This is a genomic window from Nostoc sp. CmiVER01, assembly GCF_034531135.2.
Lineage (GTDB): Bacteria > Cyanobacteriota > Cyanobacteriia > Cyanobacteriales > Nostocaceae > Nostoc.
Map to the genome: position 1 here is coordinate 411,016 of NZ_JAVRBU020000002.1, position 17,966 is coordinate 428,981.

The 17,966-nt window shown below is 41.9% G+C and carries 11 protein-coding genes and 1 pseudogene; 8 read left to right on the forward strand and 4 right to left on the reverse strand.

The genetic code is table 11. The features are described 5' to 3' along the window. Positions 1-320 precede the first annotated feature (320 nt). On the reverse strand, positions 321-1,952 hold the full coding sequence (locus RMZ43_RS04450) for a hybrid sensor histidine kinase/response regulator (RefSeq protein WP_322654528.1): 1,632 nt from the start codon (positions 1,950-1,952) through the stop codon (positions 321-323). Further along, a complete protein-coding gene (locus RMZ43_RS04455; protein ID WP_322654527.1) occupies positions 1,949-5,872 on the reverse strand; it encodes a PAS domain S-box protein in 3,924 nt (1,307 codons plus the stop codon). Before RMZ43_RS04455 ends, RMZ43_RS04450 begins: the two co-directional genes overlap by 4 nt. Positions 5,873-6,080: 208 nt before the next feature. Here RMZ43_RS04455 and ldpA point away from each other — a divergent pair, with 208 nt between their 5' ends. The 3 genes from ldpA (at position 6,081) to RMZ43_RS04470 (ending at position 9,737) form a co-directional block, all read left to right on the forward strand. Then, a complete protein-coding gene (gene ldpA / locus RMZ43_RS04460) occupies positions 6,081-7,253 on the forward strand; it encodes a circadian clock protein LdpA (protein WP_322647600.1) in 1,173 nt (390 codons plus the stop codon). Positions 7,254-7,337: 84 nt separating this feature from the next. Beyond that, positions 7,338-9,071, forward strand: a complete 1,734-nt coding sequence (locus RMZ43_RS04465; protein ID WP_322647601.1) for a R3H domain-containing nucleic acid-binding protein — start codon at positions 7,338-7,340, stop codon at positions 9,069-9,071. Positions 9,072-9,128: 57 nt separating this feature from the next. Continuing rightward, positions 9,129-9,737, forward strand: a complete 609-nt coding sequence (locus RMZ43_RS04470) for a hypothetical protein (protein WP_322654526.1) — start codon at positions 9,129-9,131, stop codon at positions 9,735-9,737. Positions 9,738-10,170: 433 nt separating this feature from the next. On the opposite strand, the gene RMZ43_RS04475 is transcribed toward RMZ43_RS04470, so the two are convergent. Next, the gene (locus RMZ43_RS04475; RefSeq protein ID WP_322654525.1) at positions 10,171-11,364 is read right to left on the reverse strand and encodes a Coenzyme F420 hydrogenase/dehydrogenase, beta subunit C-terminal domain; all 1,194 of its coding nucleotides are present in this window, start codon (positions 11,362-11,364) and stop codon (positions 10,171-10,173) included. A gap of 346 nt (positions 11,365-11,710) precedes the next feature. Here RMZ43_RS04475 and RMZ43_RS04480 point away from each other — a divergent pair, with 346 nt between their 5' ends. Further along, the gene (locus tag RMZ43_RS04480) at positions 11,711-11,944 is read left to right on the forward strand and encodes a hypothetical protein (protein ID WP_322654524.1); all 234 of its coding nucleotides are present in this window, start codon (positions 11,711-11,713) and stop codon (positions 11,942-11,944) included. Positions 11,945-11,950: 6 nt separating this feature from the next. Beyond that, complete coding sequence (locus RMZ43_RS04485; RefSeq protein WP_322654523.1) at positions 11,951-12,349, forward strand: type II toxin-antitoxin system VapC family toxin; 399 nt, start codon at positions 11,951-11,953, stop codon at positions 12,347-12,349. Between the two features lie 115 nt (positions 12,350-12,464). Here the strand turns inward: RMZ43_RS04485 and RMZ43_RS04490 are convergent. Next, a pseudogene (locus RMZ43_RS04490) lies at positions 12,465-12,647 on the reverse strand (Coenzyme F420 hydrogenase/dehydrogenase, beta subunit C-terminal domain); the annotation flags it as partial. A gap of 484 nt (positions 12,648-13,131) precedes the next feature. Here RMZ43_RS04490 and RMZ43_RS04495 point away from each other — a divergent pair. The 3 genes from RMZ43_RS04495 (at position 13,132) to RMZ43_RS04505 (ending at position 17,932) form a co-directional block, all read left to right on the forward strand. Continuing rightward, positions 13,132-13,929: a PspA/IM30 family protein gene (locus tag RMZ43_RS04495; protein ID WP_322654522.1), complete on the forward strand. Its 798-nt coding sequence runs from the start codon at positions 13,132-13,134 to the stop codon at positions 13,927-13,929. A gap of 76 nt (positions 13,930-14,005) precedes the next feature. After that, positions 14,006-15,787, forward strand: a complete 1,782-nt coding sequence (locus tag RMZ43_RS04500; RefSeq protein ID WP_322654521.1) for a DnaJ domain-containing protein — start codon at positions 14,006-14,008, stop codon at positions 15,785-15,787. 690 nt (positions 15,788-16,477) lie between these two features. Further along, positions 16,478-17,932, forward strand: coding sequence for a glycoside hydrolase 100 family protein (locus RMZ43_RS04505; RefSeq protein ID WP_322654520.1), 1,455 nt, complete (start codon positions 16,478-16,480; stop codon positions 17,930-17,932). Positions 17,933-17,966 lie beyond the last annotated feature (34 nt).

Here is a 17,966-nt window from a genome sequence, read left to right on the forward strand (position 1 = left end):
GTTGTGAAAATTATCTTTGTTGAATAATGCTATTGATGCAATAGAAGAGGAAGCGGCAAAGGGGGAAGGGAGAAAGATTCTAGAATTCTCCAGCAATAGAGGGTTTCAGAGCAAATAAATTTATTTATGCTCTTTGGTTAAATATTTATTTCGATAGCGCAGCGTAAAGCCTGCGGCATAGCTTCGCTTAGAGCGAGTCAGACGCTCCTACGTCGCTAACGCTACGCTATCGAGCGTCGACGCACTGTTCGCGTGAAATAATGCGCCCTTAGTTCAGTAGCCCTACATTTATGTATGTGGTTCTCGCCCTGCCCCCCTGCCTATAAAAGTCGCAGGGTTAACGGCAGTTGAACTGTGAACGTTGTCCAGCCTTGAGAACTGTTAACTTCAATTGTGCCTTGGATATATTCTACTAACTTCTTCACTAATGCTAAACCTAATCCTATACCGACATGTTGCCAGCGATCGCTTTGAGGAATTCGATAAAACGGCTCAAAGATTCGAGATTGTTCTTTTTTAGGGATTATCACCCCAGAATTGCTAATTGTGATTTGCAAGTAGGATTGAATATTATCTAATCCATCAGATTCAGCATCTTTATTTATTAGACTTTTTGTGGTACTGATTACTTGAACATTCACCATAATCTGTTCATCAGGCGGAGTAAATTTACAAGCATTGTTGAGTAATTCTGAGACAATTTCGGTCAAGCTAGCCAAGTCTGTAACTAAAGGTGGTAAATTTGGAGGAACACTAACTTGCAAAGTCTGTTGCCTAGCTCTGGCCCGTTCCTCAAAATACTCGGCAAGGTGAGGCAGCCAGGTTTGGAGTTGAATTGAAGTTAATTCTAACGGATAGACATCTGCATCAATCATTCGCATATACAGTAAATTGTCTACTAAATCTAGTTCTTGTTCGCACTGTTCACGCAAGATAGTTAAGTAGCGGGCTACAGATTCAGATGAGTCTAGTGCGTTTGAATTTAAGATACCCTGCCGATCAAGAATATTTTCTAGCACGGAAATGGTCATTTTGATGTTTGACAAAGGCGTTCGCATTTCATGAGAAGTGGTTGCAAGAAAATCCTCTTTCAACTGGTTGAGGCGTTGGAGTTCTGCCACTTGAATTTCTAGTTGTTGGGCACGTTCAGTTGCGAGATTGCGTTCTTCAGTTAGCCTTCGTTGCGTGTCATCCCGAAAAACTAGTACGGCTCCTGTGATTACACCATTATTATTTCTCAGAGGAGTAGCACTATCAGCTACTGGTATACTTTTCCCGTCTCTAGCAACTAGTAAGATGTGACTGCCTAGATAGATAGTAGTTTCTTGTTGCAGAGCTGTGATAACTGGATTTTGGGTGGGGATCTGAGTTTGTTCATCAACAAGCTTGAACACCTCAGTTAACATTCGTCCTTTGGCTTCATCCCATCGCCATCCTGTCAATGCTTCAGCGACCTGATTTAAATACTTGATGCTTAACTGAAGATCGACTACGATCACCCCGTCCCCCATGCCTCGAAGGATAGAACTCAAAAATTGCTCACGCTCATAACGATTGAGTGCTGTTTGAATGGCAACGTAGAGTTCTTGCTCCTTAATTGGTTTAAGAATATATCCAAAGGGGGATGTCAGCGTTGCCCGCTCTACAGTGCTTTTATCAGAATGCCCCGTAACATAGATAGCAGGAATTTGCAAATTATGCCAGATTTGCTCTGCCGCCTGTATACCGTCCATTTCACCCCGTAATCTGATATCCATTAAAATCAGGTTCGGGCGTAATTCGGTTGCTTTTACAATTGCCCCTTCTGCGGAATCTGCTATATCTAAAACAATGTATCCCAAAGACTCTAAACTTTCTTGCAAATTGATCGCAAGAATATATTCATCTTCAACAACAAGGATTCTAACTGTCTCCTTTGTACGTATGTTTGATGGGATGTCAATTGTGTTCATGCACGGCTGTTTGTAAAAGTAATTTTGAACTGTGTTCCCTGGTGAGAGTCAATTCTGAGCTTTCCCCTTAGTTGCTTGACTAAGCCCTGCACAAGGGTTATGCCAAGTGTTTTAGCTTTCTTGGTATCAAAATTTTCAGGTAGACCAATACCATTATCTCGAATAATGAGTGCCAAAGTAGACTCGGATTCTTGATAAAACTTAACCTCAATTTCCCCTTTACGATTACCAACAAAGGCGTATTTCAAAGCATTGGAAACTAGTTCATTGATAATTAAGCCACAGGGAATGGCGGTTTCGATGTCAAGGCTAGCATTATCAACTAGAATCTTTAGTTGAATCTGGCTAGAACTGACGTTATAGGAATCAAATAAATGAGTTGTTAAATCTGGGATGTATTGCGCGAAATCAATATCAGCGAGGTCTTCAGAGCGGTATAACTTTTCATGAACTAAGGCAATGGAGGCAATGCGGTTTTGGCTATCGCGCAAAATTGCTGTCACCAAAGGATCTTCTGTACGTCTGCACTGCATTTGCAGCAAACTGCTGACAATTCCTAAATTGTTTTTAACGCGATGGTGAATTTCTTTAAGTAATACCTCTTTTTCTCTCAAAGAGGCTTTAATTTTTTCCTGCGTTTGCTTATGCTCAGTGATATCTTGTTGAATAGCCACAATGACACTTCCATACTCAGGATGCTCAAAAATGGAAGCATTCGCCCTACACCAGAATGGAGTGCCATCTTTTTTAAGATTATAAACTTCATAGTTTGCCTCACCGTGTTGCAAGACAGCAGTTTTAATTGCCTGATTCACATCTTCAGGTGTATTATGTTCATCACCGTAGTTGATAATCGATACATGCTGACCAATTAATTCACCAGATTCATAGCCAAACATCTGCTCAAATTTAGGATTAGCGTAGACAAATACGCCATCTCTGGCACGAACTAGGCAAATTCCCTCTGCCATATTGCGGGTAATCACTGCTTGCAGTTCTAACATTTGTTCAGCACGTTTGCGATCGCTGATTTCAACTACAACAATGCCCATACTAATGGGTTCATCGGCTTCAGACTGAATCGGAAAGTAGGAAGCTAGCCAAGTCCTGATTACACCGGGCATTTTTGGAGTTTCGCCACTGATCTCAAAATCCAGAATCGCTTCACCTGTGGTTAAAACATTTTGAAAGATCGGTTCGAGCCTTGGTGCCAAATCAGGGATAATCTCCCACAGAGTTTTGCCAATATGCGCGGCTGCGGAAATGCCATTAATTTCTGCTAATGCTTCATTAATCAATGAGTAACGCAGTTGCCGATCCAGAATGGTTATACCAACAGGTGCATTATTAATGAAAGTATCCAATAACTTCTGCTTGTGAGCCAGTTCTTGCTCTAAAATCTTCTGTTCTGTGATGTCGATCGCTACTCTACCCACTAGCTTTTGTGCAGACAATCCCAGAATCGGGAACTTATATACTAAGAACTCTCCAAGGGTGCCATCTGGTCGGGAAGTAACTTCGATCGCCTCAATTACCTGATTTGTCTGTATAACGTTCTGAATGCGATCAAAATGCTGCCGAGCAATTTCATCTGGATAAAGGTCAAAAATGGATTGTCCAATTACCTGTTCGGGTAGTAATTTAAATGTATGCAAGTATGTCTGGTTTAAGTAAAGTACACGCCCGTCCGGATCAGTGATCCAAGCTAGCACGGGGCTATTGTTCATAAATGCCTGGAACCGAGCTTCACTTTCTTGCAGAGCTGCTTCTGCTTCTTTGCGATCGCTAATATCAATAATTACCCCTAACATCCGAACAGGTTCTCCTGCTTCGTTATAAATGCCGCGCCCTTTCCCAATCAGCCAGTGAACCCTGCCATTGGGATAAATTACTCGATATTCACCTTGAAAATTAGTATGTTGTGCTAGGGAATTTAATACAGCTTGTTCAATTCGGTCAACATCCTCTAGATGAACACGATCGCGCCATAGCTGATAGTAGGCTGTTAATTCTGGCTCTAAACCTAACAAACGAAAATGGTTGTCGTTCCAGATAACTTCATTTGTTTTAATATTCCAATCCCAGATACCGATGTGGTTAAATTCTAACGTTAGTCTCAATTGTTCTTCACTTCTGGCTAAGGCTGCTTCGGTTTCTTTGCGTAAGCGAAGCTCATCGTAGATATCGCTGATATCCCGATGAATACCAGTCATCCGCAAAGGATTACCTTGTCTATCTCGCATTACAACTTTGCCGTAGTTGGCAATCCATTTGTATTCGCCCGACTTAGTTCGGAGTCGATTGTCAAATTTGTAGGGTACTGAATTATCCTTTAAGTGATCTGCCAAGATTTTCTCAACCCAAGGTAGATCGTCTGGATGAACTAAACGCTTACAGGTACTAAAATTCTGTGGAAGTTCATCGAAACTGTATCCAAGCATTTCTAAATAGCGGGGGCTGTAATATACCTCTCCAGTGAGAATATTCCAATCCCATAAACCATCGCCAGAAGCTTCTAGTGCTAATTGTAATCTCTCTTCACTTTCTCGAAGTTTTTCCTCAGCTTGTTTGCGTTCGCTAATGTCCCCAAGCGAACCGACCAATCGAACTGGATTTCCTTGTTCATTCCAGATTGCTTTGGCCCGCGATCGCACCCAGCGATAACTGCCATCCTTGCACCGCAGACGATATTCAACGTTATGATCGGCAACTTGCCCAAGCAAATAAGCTTTTTGTGCAGCTATGACTCTGGTATAATCATCAGGATGAATGCGAGTACTCCACTCATTATCGTGATCGCTAAGTTCGTTGGGTTCATATCCCAAAATTGTGAACCAACGCTCAGACCGGAAGGTTTGATTAGTACATATGTCCCAATCCCAAATTCCTTCATCAGTACCTGTGATCGCTAATTGCCAACGTTCTTCACTTTGACGCAATATTTCTTCACTGCGCTTGAGGTTGGTAATATCTCGTCCTTCTGGAATCAACAAAACTACTTGGCCCGTTTCGTTTTGCAACGGACGTAGTGAAAAATCGATTGTTGCTACTCGGTTATTTGCGCCGAGAACATCAACTTCATACCGGACAAACTCCCCTTGAGCTGCACGAGCGATCGCTTGTTTTAATTCTTCTTGAATTTGAGGTGAAATCGTCCACCAGTGTGCTTCCCAAAAAGGGCGATTAATTACATCTTCAAGCTTCAGTCCGCCAAAACTGAGCGCAGTCTGATTCGCCTCTAATAAAATACCATCTGGCGTTAGCAATCCTGTGAATTGGAAGGTGTTATTGAAGATTGCTCTGAATCGGCGATCGCTTTCCTGTAGTGCAATAGTGCGTTCCTCCACTTTGGTTTCTAACTCAGCCTTGAGGGTTTGCAAGTTATCGTGAAGTTGGGCTTGTTGGATAGCGATCGCTAGTTGCACCGTCAGTTGGTTGAGAAATTCTATCTCAAATGTCTGCCATTGGCGGGGGGTAGAACATTGATGCACGATGAATAATCCCCATACAACTGCTGGAGTCCCTTGGTTCTCTAACAAAATGGGGACAACTAAATTCGCCTTGACTTGAAACTGTTCTAAAAATTGAATATGGCGATCGCTTAAACCCGCTTTGTAGATGTTCGTCGCTGTCCAGATTTTTTCTTGGTAGTATTCTTCTCCTTGGCTTTGCTGAAAATCGGTATTTTCAATTTCAAATCCTAATGTTGCTCTCCATTGGGGTAAAACTGACTCAGCTATGACTTTACCATGCATTTTATGAGTAAATTGATACACCAGCACGCGATCAGCCTTGAGTAACTGGCGGACTTCTTTGACACTCGTAGCGAGGACATCTTGAAACTTCAAGGACTTGCGAATATCAAGAGCGATCGCTCCAATTAACTTTTGTTGTTCCTGTAGCTGTTTTAGCTCCTGCATTATCTGTAATTGTTAGCTTTTAACCTACGTACAAGTGCCCCTCAAGAGTGCTGATTGGGGAAGAAACAAGGGAGAAGAATTTTCCCCTCTGCCCCCTGCCCCCCGCCCCTCTGCCTCTTTTCAATGCCCAATACCCCGAATCAAGAAATCCGGACTTTTTCTTGATCGCAGACTACTATTTTTAGTCGTATAAACGCATAATAGAATAGTGACTGATCTGTTCGCCCCTTTACAATCTCTCAAACAAGGTGACTGGTTCAAGCTGATCTGCGGAGCCAGCTTCCAGCATTTACCGGCAGTCAGAAGTTTAACGTTAGCCTATACTTTGGCGGGCGCTGACTGCATAGATGTTGCAGCTGATCCAGCAGTGATTGCAGCAGCGCAAGCAGGGCTACTTGTAGCCAAATCTCTGGCTACAGATGCTCAAAAGCGAGGCTTTAGCTACAAAGGTAACTCACCCTTTTTGATGGTAAGCCTGAACGATGGAGAAGACCCCCATTTTCGGAAAGCAGAATTTAATCCTACTGAGTGTCCTACAGACTGCCCTAGACCCTGTGAACAGATTTGTCCGGCACAAGCAATCGTGTTTAACAATGTTGTAAAAGAAAACTTTTCAGGAGTAATATCAGAAAAGTGCTATGGCTGCGGTCGTTGTATACCAGTTTGTCCATATAGTATAATTGATACAAGTTCATATATGTCAACGCCGCAAGCGATCGCGCCATTGGTAATGTCAACGGGAGTAGATGCCGTAGAAATCCATACAAAAGTTGGGCGGTTGACAGAATTTGAGCAATTATGGCAGGCAATTTCACCGTGGGCCGATCAATTAAAGCTACTAGCTATCAGCTGTCCCGATGGCGAGGGGATGATTGACTACCTAAGAGCAGTATATGACATGATTGCCCCACTCAAGAGTGCCTTAATTTGGCAAACCGACGGCCGGGCGATGAGTGGTGATATTGGCGATGGCACCACAATAGCTGCGGTGAAATTAGGGCAAAAAGTTTTGGCAGCTAAGTTACCGGGATATGTGCAGTTAGCAGGCGGCACAAATAGCTATACCGTTGCTAAGTTAAAGGCGATGGGAATACTGAAGAAAGCAGGGGAGCAGGGGAGCAGGGGAGCAGGGGAGAGAGAAGAACTTTTCTCCTTTGCCCCTGTGCCCCTGTTCCCCCCCTCCTCCATCGCCGGGGTCGCCTACGGTAGCTACGCCCGCGTACTGCTGTCACCAATTCTCGAACAGTTAGAGAATAAGGAGGTAAATAACACCAATGTGCAAGCGAATCTTCGCCTCGAAGAAAATGACGTATTACTTTGGCAAGCTGTAAAACTTGCCCATTCTCTCGTTTCCCAGATCAAGTCACAGCAGGAGCATTAATTGCTCGTTTTGGGAAATTACCCAGAGCAATTTCTCCTGCACGCAAATGTCCTCGCTATCTCTAAAAACGTCACCATAGAAAGCATGACGATTACAGACGATCTCCAAAAGTTATTAGACATTTTGCCCCAAGACCTGCAACAAGTACTAGAGAGTCATCCCAAACGAGATAGTTTAGTAGAAGTGGTCTTGGATTTGGGCCGTCGCCCAGAAGCTCGGTTTCCTAATCAAGCTGAGTATCTGAGCGAAGTACCCGTCACTCAAGAACAGATAGATGATTGTATTCAACGAGTTGGAATCTTTGGCGGAGATAATCGAGCAGGAATTGAGCAAACTTTGCATCGGATCAGCGCCATCCGCAACCGCACGGGTAAGATTATTGGCTTGACCTGTCGCGTTGGTCGAGCGGTATTCGGAACCATTGGCATGATCCGCGATTTGGTAGAAACTGGTAAATCGATTCTCATGCTGGGGCGTCCAGGCGTGGGCAAAACTACTGCCTTACGGGAAATTGCCCGTGTTTTGGCAGATGATCTGCAAAAGCGAGTGGTAATTATTGACACCTCCAACGAAATAGCTGGGGATGGCGATGTTGCTCACCCCGCCATTGGTCGCGCTCGGCGGATGCAAGTGGCTCATCCAGATCAACAGCATCAGGTGATGATTGAGGCAGTGGAAAACCACATGCCAGAAGTCATCGTCATTGATGAAATTGGTACAGAACTGGAAGCTTTAGCGGCTCGTACCATTGCAGAACGGGGTGTACAGTTGGTAGGTACTGCTCACGGGAATCAAATCGAAAATCTGATTAAAAACCCCACCCTGGCTGATTTAGTTGGGGGTATCCAAGCTGTGACACTGGGAGACGACGAAGCCAGACGCCGAGGCAGTCAAAAAACTGTTTTGGAGCGGAAAGCCCCTCCTACCTTTGAAATCGCTGTGGAAATGTTGGAGCGCCAACGCTGGACAGTACACGAAAGCGTTGCTGACACAGTAGATAATCTGCTGCGCGGTCGTCAGCCTACTCCACAAACAAGAACTGTTGATGACCAGGGTAAAATCGCTGTTACAAGGCAGTTAGCTGTTGTCAACGGTCGCGGTGGACAGTTAGCGACAGTGGAGGAATCTTTCGCACCGGCGCGACCGTCTAATGGCTGGCGTTCATCTGGACAAATGGTAGCACTGCCGCAATTGCCTGTAGAGCGGGTAACTGGACGCAGTGAATTTGATCGTTTGCTGGATGAATCTTTCAATTATTCTGAAAGCATTGATTTGGATGCTGCTACAAGAGTGCCAGGGCCCAATGGTGAAGATTTGCCACTGCACGTTTACCCTTATGGTGTTAGTCGCCATCAACTAGAACAGGTAATAAGCGTGCTAACTTTGCCCGTGGTATTGACAAAAGATATAGATAGTGCTGATGCAATTTTAGCACTGCGATCGCATGTCAAAAACCACGCCAAATTACGCCAAATGGCCAAAGCTCGTCATGTACCCATCCACGTAATTAAGTCCAGCACCATTCCCCAAATTACCCGTGGCTTGCGACGGTTGCTGAACATTGATGATCCAGAGATGGCCGATGACCTAGAATTGCAACTGTTTTTGCACAATGGTAGCGATGATGAGATGGATGCTCTTGAAGAAGCCAGACTTGCTGTTGAGCAAATTGTAATTCCTAAAGGACAGCCAGTTGAATTATTGCCGCGTTCTTCTCAAGTCCGCAAAATGCAACATGAGTTAGTAGAACATTATCGCCTCAAGTCGCATAGTTTTGGCGAAGAACCAAATCGGCGATTGCGGATTTATCCGGCGTAACCTCACCCCTAACCCCTCTTTGCAGTGCAGAGAGGGGATGTCACTAGGAGACACTTGATGTCCTATAGAGAGTTTTCTTTAAGAAAAGTCAAACAAGACTTTAATCTTACCTTAGTAGAAGGTGGGCGATTTTTACCTCCTATAGAACCAATCTCACCTAGTCCTCTGCTGGCTGAATTTTTAGCAGAAAGTATCCAGCTAGCAATTGCAATGGGTTCTGAGAAAGCTAGATCAGAATTGATTATCAGCCCAATTTTGTTTGAAGTCCGAAAAATTCTCAACAGAAAAATCAGTTTTTTTTCTGGAGAAGAATTTAATGTTGAGCCAGAAGCAGGACTGGCGGGATTTTGTGACTTTTTGATTAGTCTTTCGCCAGAACAGTTATTTATTGAAGCTCCAGCAGTGGTGATTGTGGAAGCCAAAAAGGAAAATCTTAAAGGTGGTTTGGGGCAGTGTATCGCAGAAATGATCGCCGCCCAAAGGTTTAATGCCAAATACGAAAAACCCATTGCTACTATCTACGGTAGTGTTACTAGTGGCAACCTGTGGACATTCCTCAAGTTAGAGGATAGCACTGTTACTATTGATTTAACTGAGTACTTAATTCCTCCAGTAGAGCAAGTCTTAGGTATTTTAGTGTGGATGATTCAGTCACAATCAACTTAAGGTTGGGTTTCGCTTCTGATTGCTGTTAATTTACACATGCCAAAAAACCCAGTCACGAAGACCGGGTTTTTGTGGGGTCATATTTCCCCAAGGCTAGTTATAGAAGTTATTTATAAATTAGTGTTCTGGTAATAACTACTAAATTTAGATTACCAATTTCGGAAAATTGTTGCCCAATTATCAAAATTTTTTCTCGCTCACCTGTGCGTAGACGCGTAGCGGCTTGTCGTTAAACATCCCTCTCCTTATGATGATCAAGGGACAAGGAGAATAACCAATCTAACTTTTCACCGTATGTGGAAAAGGAGCGAGGATGTGGTGTGTAGTAAGACTTTCTTCTTTTCTCTACACCCTATCCCCTACCCCCTGTCTTGACGAGGATTTTAGGACTTCCCGTGAAAAGTCAGAATAACCAATGCCCCATGCCTAATTTTTATTCTGGTAATTTATATTGCCCAACAATCCGCTTGGCAAACTCTGGAACATGCGCTTCTAATTTCTCTGGATGATTTCGCTTCACATACAAATAATTCCGAGTAAAGTGAGAATCAATCGAAAATCGCGCATATTCTAGACCCTTGGGACCGATTTTTTCGATCACTACACCCATCAGTTTTGCTGCCCACATGGGGAGGGTAACGCCTTTATCGTAAGCGGGAATACTTTGCTGTACAGCTTCCTTCCGGTTGCCTTTAGACGTTACTGGTTGAGTATCTAATTGGTCTTTCACTAAATCCAGCATTTCTTTACCAGTATCATTTCTAACTACAATCCATTGCCAGCCGAAGGGTGCGCCCATGTAGCCAACAACTAAATCGGCTAGAGAGTTGACGTAATCAAAGCAACTCATACAGGACGGGGCAAAGACATCTTTGAGTTGGTTTGTTTTCAAGCCAAAGAAAGGCACTGTTTCTGTTGAGCCATCCTCATGTTTAAAGTGAACCCGGAAGTCTTGCATGAATTCGTAATGCACAACTGTCTCAGGCGATCGGCTGGTGGTTTCTAAGAATTTTTGCAGTCCGGCGCGGTTAACATTATCTACACAGGGCGTACCCAAAACATACAGCTTTTCTAAACCAAGTTGTTTTTCTACGGCTCGTAATGCCTGGATTTGACAACCAACGCCAATAACTAATAGCCGCTTCATCCCCGATTTCTCTATCTGTTCCAACACAGAAAGGTTTGGGGAAAGAGTTGGTTTATTTACCCGCGCTGCTAGTATTTCTTCTGGGGTACGAGCAATGACGGGCATGGGTTGAAAGCGGTCTTCTTTAGTATTTTGCACGCAGACGACACCTTCAACTAAGCCGCGATTGAGCATTTCAATAGCAATGCTGCTAACAATACCTGTCCATTGTGCGCCTTCGATGGGCTGTTGTTTCCGCGCTGCCATCATGTCTTGGTGAACACCAAAGTAGAGTTCATCAGAGTTATCGAGATGGCGCGATCGCATGTGGGTTTCTTCTTCAAGTTCGCCTATTTGCTGATTAATAAAAGCGCAGGCTTCCTTGACATAGTGAATATAGTATGTGTCACATAGTCCACACTCGCTACAGAGTTCTTTAGCAGGGCGGCGGCTGGTAGATTTTAAGGCTCTGGCTTTTTTGTGAGGAGAAACTGAGGTCATGTAAATTTTTTGTTTTATTCAGGAATCGCTTTTATTACAATACATTCACTGGCTATGAACTTTACAATAGAGATTGAACAACAACAGGATACGGATACATCCGGAAGCTTGAAGCCATTCGCGTCGCGTAAAAGACACTGGTGACTCTCTGCATTCTCTTTGTTCAAGCACAATTCTAAAAAGAACGCTACTAAGCAATAGCTAGCAGGCTGAAAATCTTGGTAGGTGCTGATTTTATCGGAAATGAACTTTATATTTTTAGCTAATTTTTTATGTTGTTTACCAAATCGACATATTCTTGGTATTAACTTTATAATTTATATGAGTACAAATTTGGTGAATACTAATGTTGCAATCTATTGAAGGAATATATAAAAATGGAAAGATACAACTCTCAGAATTACCATCTCATGTATCAGAAAGCCGTGTTATTGTTACTTTTTTAGAACCAAAAAAGTCTCAATCACAAAAGCAGAGAATTCAGTTTGGTATGTTTTCTGGAAATAAACAATCAACAGAAAAAGATTTTCAAATCACTGAATTTCATGGAGATACCGAAGACGGATTAGATTGGTCATAGGTAATTATGAAGTACGTGATTGATACTCATGCTCTCATCTGGTTTCTTGAAGGGAATTCACGATTAGGTGCAAATGCCAATGCTGTTCTTTCTAATCCTGATTCCCAGTTATTTATACCAGCTATAACATTAGCCGAAGCTGTTTGGATTGTTGAGAGAGGGAAAACATCTATTCCTTCTACCAAGAATTTACTTTTAGCAGTTGAAGCTGATCCCCGTATAATAATTTATCCACTGGATAAAGATGTAATTGAAACAACTATAAGCTTATCTACTATTAATGAAATGCACGATAGACAAATTGCTGCAACTGTGCTAGTTTTAGCAAGTAAAGGTGAGAAAGTAGAACTGTTAACCTGTGATTCAAATATAACCGCATCAGGATTAGTTCCGATCATTTGGTAATGGGTTAGCAAAGCTGTTTGCAGAAATTGCACAAAATCATTATGTTATGGAAAGTGCGATCGCAGCAAAATATTATAGATATTTCTGTGGAATAACTTGCTTGGTAAGCTTTTAGCGATCGCGTGTGGGTTTCTTCTTCAAGTTCGCCTATCTGCTGATTAATAAAAGCACAAGCTTCCTTGACATAGGGAATATAGTATGTATCACATAGTCCACACTCGCTACAGAGTTCTTTCGCAGGGCGGCGGCTGGTAGATTTTAAGGCTCTGGCTTTTTTGTGAGGAGAAACTGAGGTCATATAAATTTTTTGTTTTATCAAGGAATCGCTTTTACTACAATACCTTCACTGGCTATGAACTTGACGATAGAGTTTTAAGAGTCAAACTCTTATTAGCGGTAGCACAGACTCCACAATAAAAATGCGATCGCGTATGCCTTTCTTCTTCAAGTTCACCTATTTGCTGATTAATAAAAGCGCAGGCTTACTTGACATTATGAATATAGTAATGTGTGAGACAGTCAGCGATCGCTAGAGTTAAAGTATTAGTACTACGTGTTTTGACAGATCAACTTGTAATGTTTTTAAACGCAGAGGAACGCAAAGTAAACGCGGAGTATCGCAGAGTTTTGTCTAGTAATTAGCTAGGAATTAATGAAATATTGTGTTGAGACTTTTCTAACGTAGCATTAAAAGCAAAAGTTAAGGCTTAAGTAATTTTTACGAGGACGCAACAGTATTAATTAGTCTACGCTTTGGGTAATAAGGCTACTCAGATAAACTTATGGGACTTTACGACCAAAATCAATCATCACAGGATGCGCTACAAAAGTTACGCCAAGGAGCAAGCCACTCCAGAGCAGCCCAAGAAATTGCTCAACGAGATTATGCGAAAGCTCAAACGGAAGCTGATAAATGGGAACAACAATATCAACTTGCTTTAAAAGGAAGTAATCAGGATTTAATTCGTCAAGCAAAATTCCAAAAGGAACGATACCAAGCAATTGCTAGTAGGCTAAAAACACTGGTAGAAGAGCAACAACCACAAGTAGACGCAATTAAAACTAGCTTGAAATCTTGGGAGAAAAAGGTTTCAGAAGCACAGAATGAAGTATTACGCAGTAAGCCTAACACTAGTAAGGTTTCACGGACATTGATCAGCTTTGAACATGAACATGTTGATTTATGGGCTGATGATGAATTACAGCAACTTAAAGAACTATTATTGCTACCACATAAACTTCAAGAGCTAACTAAAGCTAAAAAAGACACTAAAGTGCTTTTAACAGAGGCTATTCACGAGATAGAAGAAACTGTAACAAACGCTGTTGCTAATCAAGAAGGGATTCAGAAAGATTTTAAAAAAACGCAGAAAGAAGCTAAATACTGGAACGAAAAAGCTCAGACAGCTTTGAGAAACAATGATGATGATTTAGCCCTTGAAGCTGTAGTGAATAAAAAATTTCAAAATAAAATTTTGCTTATTCTTCAAACTCAGCTTCAGCACCAGAAAGCGACAATAGATATACTTGTACGAAACTTAATGGCAATAGAAAGTCTCGTTGCAAATGAGAAACTATAAAAATATGTAGGCGTAGCCCGCAGTAGGCATCGCACTCTATCTTCTTCATTCCTAATTTGTTCCTCTTCAAAAACCAGTGACACAAAACTCTAAAACAGGCGCAGCATTTATCGCAGGCGGAACCATAACAGGTGCTGGTATTTCCGCAACGGTAGGCGGCATGGGACTAGCAGGCGGATTTGGTGCAGTCAGTATTGGTGCAACTCCTGTAGTGGCTGCTGGTGCTGTGGCTGGTGCGGCTGCTTACGGTGCTTTCAAAGCGATCGCACAGGGAGATGCAGCTGCTTTCGCTACAATGGGAATTGGTGCAGTCGGCGGTGCTGGTGTTTATAGTGTCGTCGGTGGCATGGGTTTAGTCGCACCTAAAGTAGGGCTGGCATTTGGGATTGGTGCAGTACCGATGGCGGGAATTGGCGCAGTGGTGGGACTCGCCGCCTATGGTATTGCCAAACTGTTAGATGAATCTGAAATTAGCGAAACTCCAGCACAGCTTTTTGAGCAGATGGAAGAGAAAGTGTTGCTGATGGACTACTATTCCGAAGCTGTGATGGAATTAGAAGCATTTTTATCTGGTGAGGATTTCAATCAAAAATTTGTTGCTTTAGAAATCGAAGATGAGTTACAAGCACTTAAAGCTGAATTTAAGAAAAAATCAGAATTTGTTACCCCTAAACCTTCTACTCCCAATATTGAAGTAGAAAAAATATCTCTGACAACCCAGTTACCTGAAACCTGGAAATGTGTACGCACACTCAAAGGACACTTAGCGGCAGTTAATGCGATCGCTATCACTCCTGATGGTACTACTTTAATCAGTGGCAGTGATGACAGACAAGTTAATTTGTGGAACTTAAAAACCGGAAAATGGCTTTACACGTTTTCTGGACAAGCTGAGGCAGTTTTATCTGTTGCTATCAGTCCTGATGGAAAGCAAATTGCAAGTGGTAGTGTTGATCGCAAAATCAGCAGTTGGCAGATGGACACAAAAAAATTTCACCATACATTCTTTTATTTAAATCCCTACAGTCATAATGGTTTTGTTAACTCGATTGCCTACAGTCCTGATGGCGCAATTCTTGTTAGTGGTAGTGCTGATAAAACTATAAGAATTTGGGGACACTACACGGGAAGAATAAAACGCACTTTGAATGGACATTCAGATGCAGTTTTCTCAGTTGCTATTAGTCCCGATGGTAAAATTATTGCAAGCAGTAGTGCTGATCAAACTATTAGGCTTTGGGATATCAAAACTTGGCAACAGCGCTACATTCTCACTGAACATTTGGGAGCAGTAAATACAGTTGCCATCAGTCCTAACAGTCAAACTCTTATAAGTGGTAGCAAAGACGCAACAATAAAGCTGTGGAATCTCCAAACTGGAAAATTACTTTCCACTCTGACTGGACACTCAACGGCGGTTTTGTCTATTGCCATCAGCCCAGATGGAAAAACCCTCGCCAGTAGCAGCAGAGACGGTATGATCAAACTTTGGAATCTCGACACTGGGGAACTACTACAAACTCTCTCTGGCTCTAGTCCTGTTGCTTTCAGTCCTGATAGCAAGACGCTGGTAAGTGGCGGTAATGGCGGAAGTATCAAAGTTTGGAGTCAAGTGCAAAGCTTTGATAAATTTAATCTCGACCCTGTACTATCTGGGGAATGGTGGCAAGTTTTGAGTGTAAATCAGAGCGATCGCCCCAAGGATATCAAACTTGCCTACCTTCGATTAGCAAGATTGTATCATCCTGATGTCAACAGTTCTACAATTGCAAAAGCCTCAATGCAAGCAATTAATCAAGCTTATAAAGAATTCCAGGAGCAGTTAAACGCTTACAAATATATTAACTTGGATAAATAAGTTACCAACTAACTTAAATTTACAGGGCGATGTCTCATAACAAGCCATTCGGTGTCTACGGATTTTTGTGCCTCTTTCTGATACTTGAATCTTAATTCTGTTTGCTTTAGTATGTTTGTCTTTACTCATACAAACACCCCATGTCATCTGTCAATAGGGTAAAATATATAACTCTTCAGAAGTATTGACATCTGAATTTTTTCAAGTATTCATCTTGCATATTTTGAAAAAACGTTATAAATTATTAGATTATAGGGGAATAATCTGACCTCTTAGTGTCAAAAACTAATCTTGCTCAAGTAAATATACTGCAACCAGTTTTAACTTCATGCAAATCCTAAACAGCACTGAAGATATGTTTTTATTTGGTAAAGCAAAGATTCTGTATATGAAACGGAACAATAAATAATCTAAAAATATATCTTATGTGACTGTTTTTAAAATTATGTTACTGCTTGCGGTGAGGAACAACAATTAGAATTCACCAAAAGAGTAATCCATTATAAGCAAATTAACTAGTAATAAAGCTACATGTGTTAGCAGATGTATTCGTTATTAGTTGATTAATTTTTTCCAAATTATATTTGCTATTCAAAGAATTATTTTTGTTATGCTGAGAATGGCAAAAATAATCAATTAAGACGCATCTACCTACTACAAATTCACAATCCCAATGGAGCTATTCTGTCGATGCACCTAAACGAATTAGAAACTACTGAAAATTTAAAAGAAGTCGAAGAAGCGTGGCGAACACTAGAAAAATCAATTCTCTATTATCAGGGTCGCCCCGTTGGGACGGTAGCCGCTTATGATGCATCTGTAGAGGCTCTTAATTATGACCAGTGCTTTGTTCGGGATTTCGTCTCCTCAGCTCTAATTTTTCTAATCAAAGGTAGAACAGATATTGTTCGCAATTTCTTAGAAGAAACCCTAAAGTTACAGCCTAAAGAAAGGGCATTAGATGCCTATAAGCCTGGACGAGGATTAATTCCAGCTAGCTTTAAAGTTGTATTAGAAAATGGACAAGAATATTTAGAGGCTGATTTTGGTGAACATGCGATCGCTAGAGTTACACCCGTAGATTCTTGCTTATGGTGGATTATTTTGTTGCGTGCTTATGTAGTCGCCACAAAAGATTTTTCTCTAGCCTATCAACCTGAATTCCAAAATGGTATCAGGTTAATCATGGACATCTGCTTGGCTAATCGCTTTGATATGTACCCAACGCTGTTGGTTCCAGATGGTGCTTGTATGATTGACCGTCGTATGGGCATTTATGGGCATCCTCTAGAATTACAAGTTCTCTTTTACATGGCATTGCGTGCATCTCGTGAACTGTTAATTTGCCAAGGTAATTCCGATATTGTTGAAGCTATTGATAACCGATTGCCTCTTTTATGCGCTCATATTCGCCAGCATTATTGGATAGACATTAATCGGCTGAATGCAATTTATCGCTTCAAAAGTGAAGAATATGGTAAGGGTGCTGTTAATCTATTCAACATATATGTAGATTCTGTTCCCTATTATGAATTAGATAAGTGGCTACCAAAAAAAGGTGGTTATCTAGCAGGTAATGTCGGGCCGTCGCAGTTAGATACTCGCTTCTTTTCACTCGGAAACTTAATGGCAATCATTTCAGACTTAGCCACCGAAGAACAGTCACAAGCGATTATGACTCTCATTGAGGATCGATGGGATGATTTGGTGGGAGATATGCCAATGAAAATTTGTTTCCCAGCTTTAGAACATGAAGAATACAGAATTGTAACTGGATGTGACCCCAAAAATATCCCCTGGTCGTATCATAATGCTGGTAGTTGGCCAGTTTTAATGTGGATGTTAGCGGCGGCGGCGGTGAAAACTAATAGAGCAAACCTTGCACAAAAGGCTATTCAAACTGCCCAAGGACGCCTCAGTACAGATGAATGGCCAGAATATTACGATGGTAAGAAAGGGCGACTAATTGGCAAACAAGCTCGGAAATATCAAACTTGGACAATTACTGGGTTCTTATTAGCAAAAGAACTGATGGCAAACCCCACTTATTTACCATTAATCAGCTTTGGTAAATTACCAGCAGAACAGGTTTCTAGAGCATGTGAGTTTGAAATCGCCAGTGTAGACCCGTATCTGTCTCGATAGGGAAATTAGGAGTCGAGACGCGATTAATCGTGTC

Bases quoted from the DNA above. Each gene is read 5' to 3' on its own strand.
- RMZ43_RS04470 (WP_322654526.1), top strand. From the start codon at position 9,129: ATGTCCTATAGAGAGTTTTCTTTAAGAAAAGTCAAACAAGACTTTAAT.
- RMZ43_RS04475 (WP_322654525.1), bottom strand. From the start codon at position 11,364: ATGACCTCAGTTTCTCCTCACAAAAAAGCCAGAGCCTTAAAATCTACC.
- RMZ43_RS04455 (WP_322654527.1), bottom strand. From the start codon at position 5,872: ATGCAGGAGCTAAAACAGCTACAGGAACAACAAAAGTTAATTGGAGCG.
- RMZ43_RS04495 (WP_322654522.1), top strand. From the start codon at position 13,132: ATGGGACTTTACGACCAAAATCAATCATCACAGGATGCGCTACAAAAG.
- RMZ43_RS04505 (WP_322654520.1), top strand. From the start codon at position 16,478: ATGCACCTAAACGAATTAGAAACTACTGAAAATTTAAAAGAAGTCGAA.
- RMZ43_RS04465 (WP_322647601.1), top strand. From the start codon at position 7,338: ATGACGATTACAGACGATCTCCAAAAGTTATTAGACATTTTGCCCCAA.
- RMZ43_RS04480 (WP_322654524.1), top strand. From the start codon at position 11,711: ATGTTGCAATCTATTGAAGGAATATATAAAAATGGAAAGATACAACTC.
- RMZ43_RS04485 (WP_322654523.1), top strand. From the start codon at position 11,951: ATGAAGTACGTGATTGATACTCATGCTCTCATCTGGTTTCTTGAAGGG.
- RMZ43_RS04450 (WP_322654528.1), bottom strand. From the start codon at position 1,952: ATGAACACAATTGACATCCCATCAAACATACGTACAAAGGAGACAGTT.